Source organism: Microvirga subterranea (genome assembly GCF_003350535.1).
GTDB classification, from domain to species: Bacteria; Pseudomonadota; Alphaproteobacteria; order Rhizobiales; family Beijerinckiaceae; genus Microvirga; species Microvirga subterranea.
In genome coordinates, this window is sequence record NZ_QQBB01000001.1 from 623,068 (window position 1) to 637,229 (window position 14,162).

13 protein-coding genes and 1 tRNA gene are annotated in these 14,162 nt (G+C 67.0%); 3 read left to right on the forward strand and 11 right to left on the reverse strand.

The annotated features are described in order from the left end of the window. Positions 1-35: 35 nt before the first annotated feature. A complete protein-coding gene (acnA, locus tag DES45_RS02945; RefSeq protein ID WP_114768459.1) occupies positions 36-2,741 on the forward strand; it encodes an aconitate hydratase AcnA in 2,706 nt (901 codons plus the stop codon). Between the two features lie 122 nt (positions 2,742-2,863). Here acnA and DES45_RS25975 read toward each other — a convergent pair whose 3' ends face one another. The 5 genes from DES45_RS25975 to DES45_RS02970 form a co-directional block, all read right to left on the reverse strand. Further along, positions 2,864-6,352 carry a hypothetical protein gene (locus DES45_RS25975; protein WP_114768460.1) on the reverse strand — a complete coding sequence of 1,163 codons (3,489 nt, stop codon included), beginning with the start codon at positions 6,350-6,352 and terminating at the stop codon, positions 2,864-2,866. A 209-nt stretch (positions 6,353-6,561) separates the two neighbouring features. Further along, positions 6,562-7,242 carry a carbonic anhydrase gene (locus tag DES45_RS02955; RefSeq protein ID WP_114768461.1) on the reverse strand — a complete coding sequence of 227 codons (681 nt, stop codon included), beginning with the start codon at positions 7,240-7,242 and terminating at the stop codon, positions 6,562-6,564. Positions 7,243-7,320: 78 nt separating this feature from the next. After that, positions 7,321-7,818, reverse strand: coding sequence for an NUDIX hydrolase (locus DES45_RS02960; protein ID WP_245429706.1), 498 nt, complete (start codon positions 7,816-7,818; stop codon positions 7,321-7,323). Further along, a complete protein-coding gene (locus DES45_RS02965; protein ID WP_114768462.1) occupies positions 7,815-8,753 on the reverse strand; it encodes a threonine/serine dehydratase in 939 nt (312 codons plus the stop codon). The genes DES45_RS02960 and DES45_RS02965 overlap by 4 nt, the downstream gene beginning before the upstream one ends. After that, a complete protein-coding gene (locus tag DES45_RS02970; RefSeq protein WP_114768463.1) occupies positions 8,750-9,487 on the reverse strand; it encodes a DUF429 domain-containing protein in 738 nt (245 codons plus the stop codon). Before DES45_RS02970 ends, DES45_RS02965 begins: the two co-directional genes overlap by 4 nt. A 76-nt stretch (positions 9,488-9,563) precedes the next feature. Here DES45_RS02970 and DES45_RS02975 point away from each other — a divergent pair, with 76 nt between their 5' ends. After that, positions 9,564-10,451 (forward strand): HpcH/HpaI aldolase/citrate lyase family protein, encoded by an 888-nt coding sequence (locus DES45_RS02975; RefSeq protein WP_114768464.1) that lies wholly within the window; start codon positions 9,564-9,566, stop codon positions 10,449-10,451. Positions 10,452-10,456: 5 nt separating this feature from the next. Here DES45_RS02975 and DES45_RS02980 read toward each other — a convergent pair whose 3' ends face one another. From DES45_RS02980 to DES45_RS02995, 4 genes are read right to left on the reverse strand one after another with little or no spacing between them, the layout of a single operon-like run. Then, the gene (locus DES45_RS02980; protein ID WP_114768823.1) at positions 10,457-10,669 is read right to left on the reverse strand and encodes a Trm112 family protein; all 213 of its coding nucleotides are present in this window, start codon (positions 10,667-10,669) and stop codon (positions 10,457-10,459) included. An 8-nt stretch (positions 10,670-10,677) separates the two neighbouring features. Next, the gene (locus tag DES45_RS02985; RefSeq protein WP_114768465.1) at positions 10,678-11,349 is read right to left on the reverse strand and encodes an LON peptidase substrate-binding domain-containing protein; all 672 of its coding nucleotides are present in this window, start codon (positions 11,347-11,349) and stop codon (positions 10,678-10,680) included. A gap of 27 nt (positions 11,350-11,376) precedes the next feature. Continuing rightward, complete coding sequence (trxA, locus tag DES45_RS02990; protein WP_114768466.1) at positions 11,377-12,282, reverse strand: thioredoxin; 906 nt, start codon at positions 12,280-12,282, stop codon at positions 11,377-11,379. A 38-nt stretch (positions 12,283-12,320) separates the two neighbouring features. Then, entirely contained in the window at positions 12,321-12,860 is a 540-nt protein-coding gene (locus tag DES45_RS02995; RefSeq protein ID WP_114768467.1) for a prolyl-tRNA synthetase associated domain-containing protein, read from the reverse strand. Positions 12,861-13,012: 152 nt separating this feature from the next. Here DES45_RS02995 and DES45_RS03000 point away from each other — a divergent pair. Further along, positions 13,013-13,087, forward strand: a tRNA-Gly gene (locus tag DES45_RS03000). Between the two features lie 82 nt (positions 13,088-13,169). Here DES45_RS03000 and DES45_RS26280 read toward each other — a convergent pair. Then, positions 13,170-13,538, reverse strand: a complete 369-nt coding sequence (locus tag DES45_RS26280; protein ID WP_114768468.1) for an excalibur calcium-binding domain-containing protein — start codon at positions 13,536-13,538, stop codon at positions 13,170-13,172. Positions 13,539-13,595: 57 nt separating this feature from the next. Next, entirely contained in the window at positions 13,596-14,162 is a 567-nt protein-coding gene (locus tag DES45_RS03010) for a VUT family protein (RefSeq protein WP_114768469.1), read from the reverse strand.

Genomic DNA, 14,162 nt, shown 5'->3' on the forward strand with positions numbered 1-14,162 from the left:
CATGTTCGTAACCCAAATGCACGCGAGGATTCGCCGTGACGCTCACCAACAGCTTCAATGCCCGCCAGACCCTCAAGGTCGGCGACAAGACCTACACCTATTACTCCCTCGTCGAGGCCGAGAAGAACGGCCTTCAGGGCGTCTCGAAGCTGCCCTTCTCCATGAAGGTGCTGCTCGAGAACCTGCTCCGCTACGAGGACGGCCGCACGGTCACCAAGGCCGACATCGAGGCCATGGCGGCCTGGCTCGCCAACAAGGGCAAGGACGAGAAGGAAATCGCCTATCGTCCCGCCCGCGTCTTGATGCAGGACTTCACCGGCGTTCCGGCCGTGGTCGATCTGGCGGCCATGCGCGACGCCATGAAGAACCTCGGCGGCGACCCGCGCCGGATCAACCCGCTCGTGCCCGTCGACCTCGTCATCGACCACTCGGTGATCGTGGACGAGTTCGGCACGCCCAAAGCCTTCGACCGCAACGTTGAGCTCGAGTACCAGCGCAACGGCGAGCGCTACCGCTTCCTCAAGTGGGGCCAGACTGCGTTCGAGAACTTCTCCGTGGTGCCCCCGGGCACCGGCATCTGCCATCAGGTGAACCTCGAGTTCCTGTCGCAGACCGTCTGGACCCGCAAGGACACGGCCTCGGGCGAGGAGACCGCCTATCCGGACACCCTGGTGGGCACCGATTCGCACACCACCATGGTCAACGGCCTTGCGGTCCTCGGCTGGGGCGTGGGCGGCATCGAGGCGGAGGCCGCCATGCTCGGCCAGCCGGTCTCCATGCTCATCCCCGAGGTGATCGGCTTCAAGCTCACCGGCAAGCTGCGTGAGGGCGTGACGGCCACCGACCTGGTGCTCACGGTCACCCAGATGCTGCGCAAGAAGGGCGTGGTCGGCAAGTTCGTGGAGTTCTTCGGCCCCGGCCTCACCGACATGACCGTGGCGGACCGCTCCACCATCGGCAACATGGCCCCCGAATACGGCGCCACCTGCGGCTTCTTCCCGATCGACCAGCGCACGATCGACTACCTCCGGACCACGAGCCGCACGGACGAGCGCATCGCCCTCGTCGAGGCTTACGCCAAGGCGCAAGGCATGTGGCGCACGGCCGAGACCCCGGACCCGGTCTTCACCGACACCCTCGAGCTCGACCTCGCCGACGTGGTGCCCTCGCTCGCCGGACCGAAGCGCCCGCAGGACCGGGTGACGCTCGACACCGCCAAGCCCGAATTCGTCGGCGCCATGGAGAAGGAGTTCCGCAAGGCCGCCGAGATCGGCAAGCGCGTGAAGGTGGAGGGCGCCAATTTCGACCTCGGCCACGGCGACGTGGTGATCGCGGCGATCACCTCCTGCACCAACACCTCGAACCCGAGCGTGATGATCGGCGCAGGGCTCCTTGCCCGCAACGCGGTCAGGAAGGGCCTGACCTCCAAGCCGTGGGTGAAGACCTCGCTTGCGCCCGGATCGCAGATCGTCGAGGAGTACTTCAAGAAGGCCGGCCTGCAGGGCGACCTCGACGCGCTCGGCTTCAACCTGGTCGGCTTCGGCTGCACCACCTGCATCGGCAACTCGGGCCCGCTGCCGGAGAACATCTCGAAGGCGATCAACGACAACGACCTCGTGGCCGTGTCGGTGCTGTCGGGCAACCGCAACTTCGAGGGCCGCGTGAACCCGGACGTGCGCGCGAACTACCTCGCCTCGCCGCCCCTCGTGGTAGCCTATGCGCTCGCCGGCTCCATGCTGATCGACCTCGCCACGGAGCCGCTGGGCACCGGCTCCGACGGCCAGCCGGTCTACCTCAAGGACATCTGGCCCTCCTCGACCGAGGTGCAGGAGTTCATCGACCGCACGATCACGAGCGAGCTGTTCAAGACCCGCTACGCGGACGTGTTCACGGGCGACCAGAACTGGCGCAAGGTCACGTTCGAGCCGGGCCTCACCTACGAGTGGCCTCCCGGTTCGACCTACGTGCAGAACCCGCCCTATTTCGAGAACATGAGCAAGGAGCCGAAGCCCGTCACGGACATCGTGAACGCGCGCATCCTGGGCCTCTTCGGCGACTCGATCACCACCGACCACATCTCACCCGCGGGCAACATCCGTGCGGCCTCGCCGGCCGGCAAGTACCTGCAGGAGCACCAGGTCGCGGTGGCCGACTTCAACCAGTACGGCACGCGGCGCGGCAACCACGAGGTCATGATGCGCGGCACCTTCGCCAACATCCGCATCAAGAACCAGATGGTGAAGGACGAGAGCGGCCACGTGGTGGAAGGCGGCTACACCATCCACCAGCCGAGCGGAGAGCGGATGTTCATCTACGACGCCGCCATGCGCTACCAGGAAGAGGGCGTGCCGCTCGTGGTGCTCGCCGGCAAGGAATACGGCACCGGCTCGTCCCGCGACTGGGCCGCGAAGGGCACGAACCTCCTCGGCGTGCGCGCCGTGGTGGCCGAGAGCTTCGAGCGCATCCACCGCTCGAACCTGGTCGGCATGGGCGTGGCCCCGTTCGTGTTCGAGGGCGACACCTCCTGGGCGTCGCTGGGCCTGAAGGGCGACGAGACGGTGACGATCCGCGGCCTCGCGGGCGACCTCAAGCCGCGCCAGCGCCTGCAGCTCGAGATCACCTCGGCCGACGGCCAGGTGAAGAACGTGCCGGTGATCTGCCGCATCGATACGCTCGACGAGCTCGAGTACTTCCGCAACGGCGGCATCCTCCACTACGTCCTGCGCCAGCTCGCGGCGTAAGCATCGACAACACGACGCCCGCTTCTCCAGCGAGGAGCGGGCGTCGCGATCATCAGGAAGCCGGAGCGGCGCTGTCGCTCCGGCTTTTCTTTTGGCGGCCTCCGTCCGGGTCCTTCGAGTCCTCAGATGAAGAAGAAGTCGGATGCGGAGAGGGTCGTGCCCTCACCCTTCTGGAGCTTGAGGGAGGCGATCTCCACCATGGCCTTGGAGCCCGACCCGTCCTCGTCGAAGTAGAGCTTCTTGGTCCGGGCGTTGTAGATGAAGAAGTCGTCCTTGTCGGCGGCCTTGTCGCCCACCTTGAAGAAGCTCGCCTTCATCTTCACCGGCTTGTCGAGCGAGGCGCCCTTGTTCTTCAGGGACTTGGCGATGGTCTTGTTGGTGAACGCCGCATCGTCGAAGAAGATGCTGTCGTACTTGGGCCCGAAGTCGAGGATCTGGTCCTTGCTCTTGTTGGCCAGCGACTTGTTCGGCTTGCCCTTGGCATCGATCAGCTTGGTGTCGAACACGAACGCGTCTTTGCTCGCCGCACCCTTGCCGCCGGTGAGCTTGTCCTTGCCCTCACCACCCCCGAGCGTGTCGTTGCCGGCCTCGCCCCTGAGCGTGTCGTTGCCGCCCTGGCCGAACAGCCGGTCGTTGCCGAGCCCGCCCGAGAGGGTGTCGCCCAGCGCCCCGCCCCAGAACACGTCGTGATCGGCGGATCCTGCGGTGAACTCCGGGTTGATGTCGGCGACGGTGATGACGAGGTCCTTGGTCAGGCTCTCGCCGGTCTGGTCGGTGACCTTGACCTTGATGGTGTGGCGGGCCGCCTGCTCGAAGTCGAGCCGGAACCCGTTCTCGACCAGGATCTGGTTGCCGACCAGCTTGAACCGCCCGCCGGCCCCGTCGAGGAGTTCGTAGGTGTGCGTGTCCCCGGCTGTGTCCATGGCCGAGAGCGTGCCCACCAGCTTACCGGAGGCTGCATACTCCTCCGCCGTGCTGGCGCTCAGGACGACATCTGTCGGAGGAGCGTTCACGGGCGGCGGCTGGTCCGTGTTCTTGGCCGTGATGGTGACGCTGCCGGTGGTGGTCGCCACGCCGTCGGACGCGACGATCTGATAGGCCACGGGATCGTTTTCCGTCACCTCGAACGACTGGTTCACCAGGATCTGATTGCCATCGATCTTGAACCGGTTGTCCGCGCTCACCGTGCCGCCGCCCGCGAAGGTGTAGGTCACGGTCTGGCCGTCCGCATCCTTCTCGGCCAGGGTCGTCACGACCGAGTTCGGCGGCGTGCGCTCATCCACCGTGAAGCTGCCGGACGGCGCGGCCGGGGCCCGGTTCACATTGTTGACGGTGATCGTCACCGTGCCGGGCGTGGTCGCCTCTCCGTCGGAGGCGACGAGGGCGTATGCGACTGGGGCGCTCTCCGTCACCTCGAAGACCTTGTTGACCTGGATCTGGTTGCGGTCGATCTTGAACCGCTCGTCTGCGCTGATCAGGCCGTTCGAGCCTTCCTTCGCATTGGCGAAGGTGTAGGCTACCGGATCCCCGTCATCGTCGTTGGCGCGCAGGGTCGTCACGCCCACACCCACGTCCGAGCGTTCGTTGATGCTGAAATTACCCGATGGTGCCGGCGGCGGGGTGTTGCTGCCGGGCGCAACGTTCCGGACCGTGATGGTGACCGGGCCGTCGGTGATCAGCTTTCCGTCGGAGGCGTGCACCGTATACGTGACGGTATCGTCCTCCTCCACGACGAGGGGCTGGTTCACCAGGATCTGATTGCCGACGATCTTGAAACGGCTGTCGGCGCTGACCGTGCCGCCATTCGCGAATGTGTAGGTGATCGTGTCGCCGTCCTGGTCTTTCTGCGGCAGCGTCGTCACAAGGGTGTTGACGCTTGCACGCTCCCCCACCGTGAAGCTGCCCGACGGCGCGGCCGGAGCCCTGTTCTCCAGCGCCAGCGTGCCGTCGCTGAACTGCACGATCTCGATGTTGCGCAGGAGGTCCATCCCATCCCTCCCGGCGATCTTGTCGACGACCGTGACGGTGCCGTCCTGGTTGCGGATGACGGTGTAGTCCGAGATCGCGCCGGAGAACAGCGCCGTATCCTGGCCCTCGCCACCGTCCAGCGTGTCGTCGCCCTTGCCGCCCTGGAGCGCATTGCGGCCGGAATTGCCCGTGAGCGTGTTGGCGAGGTCGTTGCCGGTGCCGTCGAGGTTATCGGTGCCGGCGAACTGCAGGTGCTCCACATGGGCCGTGAGCGTGTAGCTCACCGAGGCGCGGACGGTGTCGATGCCTGCGTCGGCGTGCTCGATCACCCTGTCGCCGGCATCGTCGACCACATAGGTGTCATTGCCGAAGGAGCCGGCGAGGAAGTCCGCTCCCTCCTTGCCGTTGAGAACATTGTCACCGTTATTGCCGATGATCGAATTGGCAAGTTCGTTGCCGGTGCCGTCGAGATCGTCCGTGCCGGTCAGTACCAAGTTTTCTACATTCTGCCAGAGGGCGATGAAGACGGAAGCGAAGACAGTATCGATTCCGCCATCGGCGCCGGCTTGATCCTCCTGGGTCGAGTCGTTGAGGTCGTCGACGATATAGGTGTCGTCGCCCGCGCCACCCTGCATGAAGTCGCGGCCTTCGCCCCCGTCCAGGGTGTCGTCCCCGGCATCTCCGATGAGGGCGTCATCGTCGCCGAAGCCGAGAAGATAATCGTCCCCTTCTCCTGCGACGATGAAATCCGCCGTTTCGCCTCCATAGGCTCGGTCATCTCCGTCGCCGAGGTCGATGGTTCCCGTCGCGACGCCGTCGCGACCGTCGTAGAAGTCATTCCCGTCGTAGAAGTTCAAATCGCCTTCCATGCGCCCGGTATTGGTGACGGTCTCTCGGCCCGATCCGCCCTCGAAGGCGAGAGTTCCGGTGACGGTTCCGGAATTCGTGAAGGTCGCGTGGAAACCATCTTCCGTGTAGAGATAGACGGCCTTGTCGCCCCCCTGGATAAAGCCGGTATTCACCAGCCGCACCGGCCCCTTGCCGTAAACGCCGGTGGAGCCGCCGATGATCTCGCCGTGGTTGAAGACACCATGGCGAGAAGGATCCAAGGCGGCTGTCCCTGCTCCGGAGCCCGTGAACCCTGCGGAGAAGTTGAGGTTGATGCCCGTAAAGGAGCCATAGACCGTGCCTGAATTGACGATCTGATTCAGATGCCCATTCGTTTCGGCACGAATTCCGTAATAGCCCGAAATCAGCCCTGAGTTGAGAATGTAGTTGCTGTCCGACGCAAGAAGGACGCCAGAATTGGTGTTCTGGTTCTGGGGGTTTACCGATTCGGACGCCCGGATTTGGCCGGAATTGACCAGCGAATTGTCCGTGTTGCTTAGGCTGACTCCGACAAATTCCGCCTCTACGATACCGGAGGCTGAGATTCGGACGGTGCTGTTCCCGAAGAACAAGACACCTGTTTCTTTGGCATAAACGGATCCATCGACGCTGAGGCGAGCGGCAAAGAAGTCTTCGGTCGTTACTCCAATGCTACCATCAGCGATGAGCGAGCCGGTCGTCGTCACCACGAGCGCGGGATCCTGATCAACAAGTTCGACCGGAACCGTCTCGATCGTAGAAATGTAGCGCGTCATTTGAAATGCCCCTTAACCCTGAGTAAGGAGCATCATGTAACATTATATAATATCAATGCAATGGGTGAAATGGCGTGCTCTCGACGCACGACACGAATCAAGCTCGGCAAAACGGACACCTAGACCATTCGTCCTAGGCCATACGACAGAGGCGAACCCGGCCAAGCAGCCCACATTCTACCAGACGTGGTCTGTTCGAGAACGAGCTCTCACCCGCACCGGATCGTCGATATCCGCTCCGGCATGTCGGCAACCGCCGGCTCGAACTCGCCCGTCTCCGGGTTGCGCACCATCAGGACGCCCGAGGCCACGCCGAAGAAGGCGCCGTGGAGCTGGAGCTTGCCGCGCTCCACCAGGATGCGCACGCACGGGAAGGTCATGAGGTTGCGCAGGCTGTGCTCGATGGCCGCGAGCTCGAGCTTTCCCACGTATTCGTCGAGGCTGCCCTGGCGCGGGCCGAGGCGCTCGGCCGCCGGGGCGATCAGGGTCATCCAGCGGCCGATGAAGTCGCCGGGCGACAGGGGCGCGGTGTCGTCCGCGAAGGCCCTGACGCCGCCGCAGCGGGCATGGCCCAGGATGACGATGTGCTTCACCCGCAGGGCCTGGACGGCGAATTCGAGCGCCGCCGAGGTGCCGTGGTATTCGCCGCCGGTCTCGTAGGGCGGCACCAGGTTCGCCACGTTGCGCACCACGAAGAGCTCGCCCGGGCTCGCGTCGAAGATCACCTCCGGCGAGACCCGGCTGTCGCAGCAGCCGATCACCATGATCTCCGGCGACTGCCCTTGCTCGGCGAGCGATTCGTAGCGGCCCTTCTCGCGGGGAAAGCGGTCGCCCAGGAAGGAGCGGTAGCCCTCGGTCAGGCGTGCAGGGAAGGGGCCGGAGTGAGTCATGAGCGTGATCCTCGGTATCCGAAACGATGCAGCAGGCCTTCCTATCGGACCATTCGTCCGGGCTGGCAAGCAGCCTTCTCAGGCAAGAACGATCGGCAGGGACGGGAGTTCGCCGGCCAGGACGCGGCGGGCGAGGCCGATAATCCCGCGCGGCTCCACCACCTCGTCGGCCGCCTCCAGGGCATCGAGGCTCCACCAGCGCACGTCGAGCACCGGGTCGTTTTCGGTTTCGGCCAAGCGGGCCGTGTCTACCGCCGCCGACGGCAGCCGGACGGGAAAGTAGCGCTCCCGCGCGAAAACCACGCGGCGGAACAGGGTCAGGTCGGTCTCGCGCCGGCCGATCCAGGGGCCCGGGACCGTGCCGGCGACGCCGATCTCCTCCTCGAGCTCGCGCACCAGGGCCGCTTCGTGCGTCTCCCCGGGCTCGAGGCCGCCGCCGGGCGTGAACCAGAAGCGGCGCAGGCCCGGCCGGGCCGGGTCCACGTCGCGGGAGGCTTCGTAAGCGATGAGGAGCAGGCGGCCCGCCGGATCGAGGACCAGGCCGCGGGCGGTGTCGCGCGGCGGCAGCCCGCTCACGCCGCCACCTCGGCGAGCCGGGCCAGTTCCACGTTGGCGCCGCACAGCAGCACGCCGACCCGCTCGCCCGCCTTCGGCCTGTAGGCGCCCGACAGCAGGGCCGCGAGCGCCGCCGCGCCGCCGGGCTCCGTGGCGATGCGCCAGTCGCGCCAGAGCAGGCCCTGCGCGTCACGGATGGCGGCGTCCTGCACCAGGGCCACGTGATCCACGGTCTCGCGGCAGATCCCGTAGACGAGATCGCCGATGTTGCGGGCGCCGAGCGAATCGGCCGCGACCGAATCCACATCCACGTCGACGGGCCGGCCGGCTTCCAACGCCGCATGGAGGGCGCGCGAGCCTTCGGGCTCCACGCCCACCACCTTGACCCGGTCCTTCCACCAGCTCGCGATGCCGCTGATGAGCCCGCCGCCACCGACTGCGACCAGAACCGTGTCGAGGGGAGGGGCGTCCTCCTCCCATTCGAGGCCGACCGTGCCCTGGCCGATGACGGTCGACTCGGCCCCGAACGGGTGCACGCGCAGCGCGCCACTCTCGGCCACGTAGAGGTCGCAGGCCTCCTGCGCGTCCGCATAGCGCGCGCCGCCGATCACCACCTCCGCCCCGTGGGAGCGGATGACCGCGATCTTCGCCGGGCTCGAGATCTCGGGCACGAAGATGCACGCCTTGAGGCCCAGTTGCTTCGCCGCATAGGCCACGGCCGCGCCGTGGTTGCCGCCCGACGCCGCCGCGACGCCGGCTTCCGTCACCTTCTGGCTCAGCAGGGTGTTGAAGGCGCCGCGGGTCTTGAACGAGCCCGCATGCTGCAGGAACTCCAGCTTCAGGCTCACCGGGCCGTCATGGCCGAAGGCCGACGGCAGGGTCCAGGCCGGCGTGCGGCGGATGTGCGGGGCGATGCGGGAATGGGCGTCTTGGATGTCGGCGCGGGAGATGATCATCGGGGGCGGTGGGTCCAGATGGCGACGGGCAGGCCGTGGGCGTCACGGCCGGGCGGGTCGGGGAAGGATTGCCCTCCACCTGTCGCCAGATCGAGGGCCACGGTCAACCCCGCAAGCGCATCGATCAGGTCGTCCTCGCCCGCGCCCGGAGGAGGGGTGGCCTCCGTGAGGGCAGACGGGAGACCGGCGGATGCCAGGAGCGCGCGGCGCAGCGCCAAGCCCGGACAATAGAGCCTGCTCTTCACCTTCTTGGGCTCGGTGAGCGGCCGCCGCCCGTTGAGCGACCAGAAGGCGAGCTCCGGGTGCACCTCGAAGAGGCGCGGGACCAGATCGGCCCGGGCGCGCAGCAGGGCGTCGATCTCGCGGATCTTCGGAAACAGGTTGAAGCCCTGGCGCGAGACCTTTCGCGGCGGGTCGGACGTGTCCAGCGCCAGCGCGCAGGCCTCGCCGTAATCGCCCGCATGGACGGCGGCGCGGGAGGGAATCGCGAAGACCGAGGATTGCCGCGCGCCGAGGAGGGGCCGCACGAGCTGCTCGGGCATCCGGCCGGAGCCCGAGATGCGCTCGGGCAGGCCGATCGGCATGTCGACAGCGATGAAAGCAGGCGCCTCCGGGCCGTCCAGGATCTCCGCGATGCTCCGCGCGATGCGCAAGGAAGCCGAGGCTGGCTCGCCCACCCGCATCAGCGCCGCCATCCAGCCTGCCCGGCATCCGTCGATCCCCGCAACCCACATGAAGCCGCCAGCCCCGTCTTTTCGTTTGCGGCGGCAGCATACGGGCCCTTAAATCGGCGCGACAGAGGAGGACAGCATGACCCCGATCCGCCCCCGCCGTAGCGCCCTCTACATGCCGGCCTCCAACGCCCGCGCTCTCGAAAAAGCCCGGACCCTGCCGGCCGACGCGGTGATCTTCGACCTTGAGGACGCCGTCGCGCCGGACAGGAAGGAGCTGGCGCGGGACCAAGCCTGCGCGGCCGTGCGGAACGGCGGCTACGGCGCCCGCGAGGTGGTGATTCGCATCAACGCCCTCGACACCCCCTGGGGCGAGGCGGATCTCGCGGCCGTCGCGCAGGCCGCGCCGGACGCGGTGCTGGTGCCCAAGGTCTCGTCCGCGGAGACCCTCGCGGCCGTCGGCATGCGGCTTCGCCGCCACGGCGCGCCGGAGCGCACCCGGGTCTGGGCCATGATCGAGACGCCGCTCGCCGTGCTGAAGGCGGAGGAGATCGCCAGCTCAGCCCTCGACGTGGATTCGCGCCTCGCCTGCTTCGTGCTCGGCACCAACGACCTCGCCAAGGAGACCCGGGCGCGTCTGCTGCCGACGCGCGCCGCCATGATGCCCTGGCTGATGCAGGTGCTCGCGGCCGCCCGCGCCTACGGGGTCGACGTGCTCGACGGGGTCTACAACGATCTTTCCGACGAGGCGGGTTTCCGGGCCGAATGCGAGCAGGGCCGCGATTGCGGCTTCGACGGCAAGAGCCTCATCCACCCGAACCAGATCGCGGTCGCCAACGAGGTCTTCGGGCCCACACCCGGCGAGGTCGCGGCCGCCCGCGCAATCGTGGAGGTCTTCGAGCGGCCGGAGAACGCCGACAAGGGCGCCGTGGCGGTGGACGGCCGCATGGTCGAGCGGCTCCACGCCGAGATGGCCAAGCGGATGCTGGATCTGGCGGAGGCGATCGAGAAGCTGGGGCGCGGGTAACGCCGTCACTCCGTGAGCTGGCGCGCCTCCTCGGGCAGCATGATCGGGATGCCGTCGCGGATCGGGTAGGCGAGCTTGACCCGGCGGCTGATCAGCTCCTGGCGGACCGGGTCGTAGTCGAGGGATTCCTTGGAGAGCGGGCAGACCAGCAGCTCGAGGAGCTTGGGGTCGATGCGCGTCGCCTCCACGGGCTGCGGCTGGGGCGTGTCGTCGGTCATGGGCAATCCTACTGCATGGTCGAATCGGAGCCGGAGCCGCTGCGGGCCAGCTCGATCTCGGTCAGGGCGATCAGCACCTCGGCGCGCTTCTTGAGGTTCGGGGCCTCGAGCAGGGCCTGCTTCTCGCGCACCCCGAACGGGCTCATCATCGAGAGCGCGTTGACGAGGGCCTCGTTCGGCGCCTCCTCGATACCCTGCCAGTCGACCCGCACATGGGCGGCCTCGACGAAGTCGCGCAGGGCCTTCACGACCCCCGCCCGGTCAACCTCGTTCTCGCCCGCCCGGGCGGTGAAATCGGCCTCGAACGGCTCGAAATCCACCCGGCACTGGCGGTAGAGGGTCGTGGTCGGCATCTCCTCCGCGACGTGGAAGCGCGCGATGCCGACCAGCGTGATCAGGTAGCGGCCGTCGCCGGTCTCGGCGAACTGGGTGATGCGGCCCGCGCAGCCGACTCGATAGAGCCTCGGCACCGTCGCCGAGCCGCCGCCGTCGGCGTCGGGCTGGACCATGCCGATGATCCGGTCGGCCTTGAGGGCGTCATCCACCATCGCCAGGTAGCGCGGCTCGAAGATGTTGAGGGGCATCTGGCCGCGCGGCAGCAGGAGGGCCCCGGGAAGCGGAAAAACCGGAATGACCGCAGGGCAATCCCCAGGTCCTCGGTAAACCGCGTTCATTCCCATGCCGATCTCCCAAACGGTCGAGCGGCGTCAAGCGAACAGGATCGAGGAGAGCCTCCGCCGTCCTGCAACCGTCATCTCGTCCATGGGGCCCCAGGCCTCGAAGAACTGGACGAGTTGCTTGCGTGCGCCGTCCTCGTTCCAATTGCGGTCCCGGCGGATGATTTCAAGGAGGTGATTGGCAGCTTCTTCGCGCCGGTTGCGGGCGTTCAGGGCGATCGCCAGGTCGAACCGGGCCTGGTGGTCGAGCGGGTTGGCCTCGACCTTGCGCTGCAGGTCCGCGATGTCGCCGAGCGACCCCGCCTGCTCGGCAAGCTCGATGGCGGCGCGCGCTCCCAGGATCGCCGGATCCTTCGCCTTGGCGGCGGGCGCGGCGTCGAGCAGGCGCTTGGCGCCGTCAATATCGCCCAGCTCGATGTGCAGCTTGGCCAAAGCCGCGAGCGCGGCGGCGTTTTCGGGATCCTGCGACAGGATTGCGGCGTAGAGCTCGGCCGCGCCGCCCGCGTCGCCCTCCTGCGCGAGGCGGTCGGCCTCGGCCAGGAGCTCCTCGGCGGCGCTCGGGCCCAAGGGGCCGACGAGGCGCTCGATGAAGGCCTTGATCTGGCTCTCGGGCAGGGCGCCCATGAAGCCGTCCACCGGCTGGCCGCGCTGGAACGCGAATACCGCCGGGATTGACTGCACGCCGAGCTGGCCGGCGATCTGCGGATGCTCGTCGATGTTCATCTTGACGAGCTTCACCTTGCCGCCGGCGGCCCGCACGGCCTTCTCCAGCACCGGCGTGAGCTGCTTGCAGGGGCCGCACCAGGGGGCCCAGAAATCGACGAGCACCGGCTGCTTCATGGATTCGGCCAGCACGTCCTGGCGGAACGCGGCGGTGGTCGTGTCCTTCACGAGGTCGTCGGACGGCGTTGCGGGGGAGGGGGTGTCGGAAAGCATGCGATCCTCGAAAGGCAATCGTGACAGGAACTCTCCCTTCACATGGGAGCGGCTTGGCCTTCCGGCAATTCCTGCGGTGGTTCGGGCAGGCGTAGAATCCGGGGCTCGTGCCCCGTCGAGCGGATGAACTTTAGCAGATCCTCGCGCGAAACGCCCGTGGTCATGGAGTTGACCAGCGGGTGAAAGTTCACCCGCTCATGCTCCATGAGGTTGGCGTCCAGGATCATGGTCACCTCGCCCGCCCTGTCGTTGACGATGGCGAACGGCGTCACCGAGCCGGGCTCGACCCCGAGAAGGCTGCGCAGCTGCTCGGCCGACCCGAAGGAGAGGCGGCCCGAGGCCCCGATGGCCTCGTGGGTGCGCTTGAGGTCGATCGCGGTCTCGTCCTTGGCGGTGATCAGGAAGAAGCGCCCCTTCTTGTCCTTCACGAACAGGTTCTTGGAATGGGCGCCGGGGATGCGCGCCTTCACGGGCCGCGATTCGGCCACCGTGAAGACGGGCTCGTGCTCGACCGTGTCGGCCCGGATGCCGAGTGCGGCCAAATGATCCAGAAGGGCTTGCGGCGACAGATGGGACAAGGCGTCGATACCTCCGGTACGGCCCGGGTTCTAGCGAGGGCGGCACCCCGGCTCAAGACGTTCCGGCGAAACTTCCCGCCAAAACCCTCTTGCAATGCGCCGCGAATTGGGGCACATCACGGGCCTCGCAACGACGCACGGCGTCGCGGAGCGCGGGTGTAGCTCAGGGGTAGAGCACAACCTTGCCAAGGTTGGGGTCGAGGGTTCGAATCCCTTCGCCCGCTCCAATTTTCCAAGCACCTCATTGGAAATCCAAAGGCCGCCTCCGGGCGGCTTTTTGCTGTTCTGGGCTCAGGTTGTTCAAGCGTCTTAGTGCGATTTCCAAGTCTCGCAGGATCGGCCGTCGCTATCCTCGTCCTGGTGCGCCCAATATCCAGGATCTCCTCTGTAGGCAGGCGCCAAGCCAATAGCGCGAGCCAGTCCGCAGGACGGGAATGACGCGAGGTGCCTGACGGTCGTCGTGAAGGGCCAGGGACTTAGCGTGACCAGCACAGTGACGACCGCGAAGATTCCGGTCAGGAGCAGGGCCGGCAGCCTAATCTGGCGAAGGAGGGAGCGAAGCCTGCGTGCTCGGTGGAAACGGTCCGAAACGGCTTGGAACCGCCGCTTCAGCTTGCGCAGTTCCTCTTCCGGATCGCGTCCGTCATGGATGCGCCATCCCTTCGGCAAACCCTTCATCCCATCCCTCGCAGAAGGGATTATAACTCAGTTACATTTCGACGCCAGACTGGCGGTCTATGCCCGCACCGGCATGTGGATGCGCTCGTCGCGGCGGCGGATCCAGGCGATGACCGGGATGCTTAGGATCACCATCCAGGCCTTGCCGATGATCTGCGGCAGCAGGAAGTCGAGATTGCCGAAGGCGAGCTGGAGGAAGACGGCGCTGTCGATGGCCAGGCCCACGAGGCTGCTCGCCACCACGGCCAGCACGAGGCCGCGGCGCTGGAGCGGGGTGTAGACCGCGAGATCCGCCAGCTCCGAGAGCAGGAAGGCGGCCGTGGAGGCCACGATCAACGCCCGAGGGGCCACGGCGGCCGACAGAATCGCGCCGGCCAGGATCGCCGCGAGCGCCCACCATTTGCCGAGGCGCCGCTGCACAAGGTCGCGCAGCACCAGGGCGAGGCCCACCACCAGCACGGCGCTGGGCGCCGCGATGCCGGGCGCGACCGGGATCAGGCAGGGTCCGTCGGGCACGCAGACGGTGCCCACGTTCCCGACCATCCAGTTGGCGAGCGGGATGCAGGCCGCGAATCCGATCAGGAAGGCGATGCCTTCGACCTTGCGGCGCGTGTCGAGATCCAT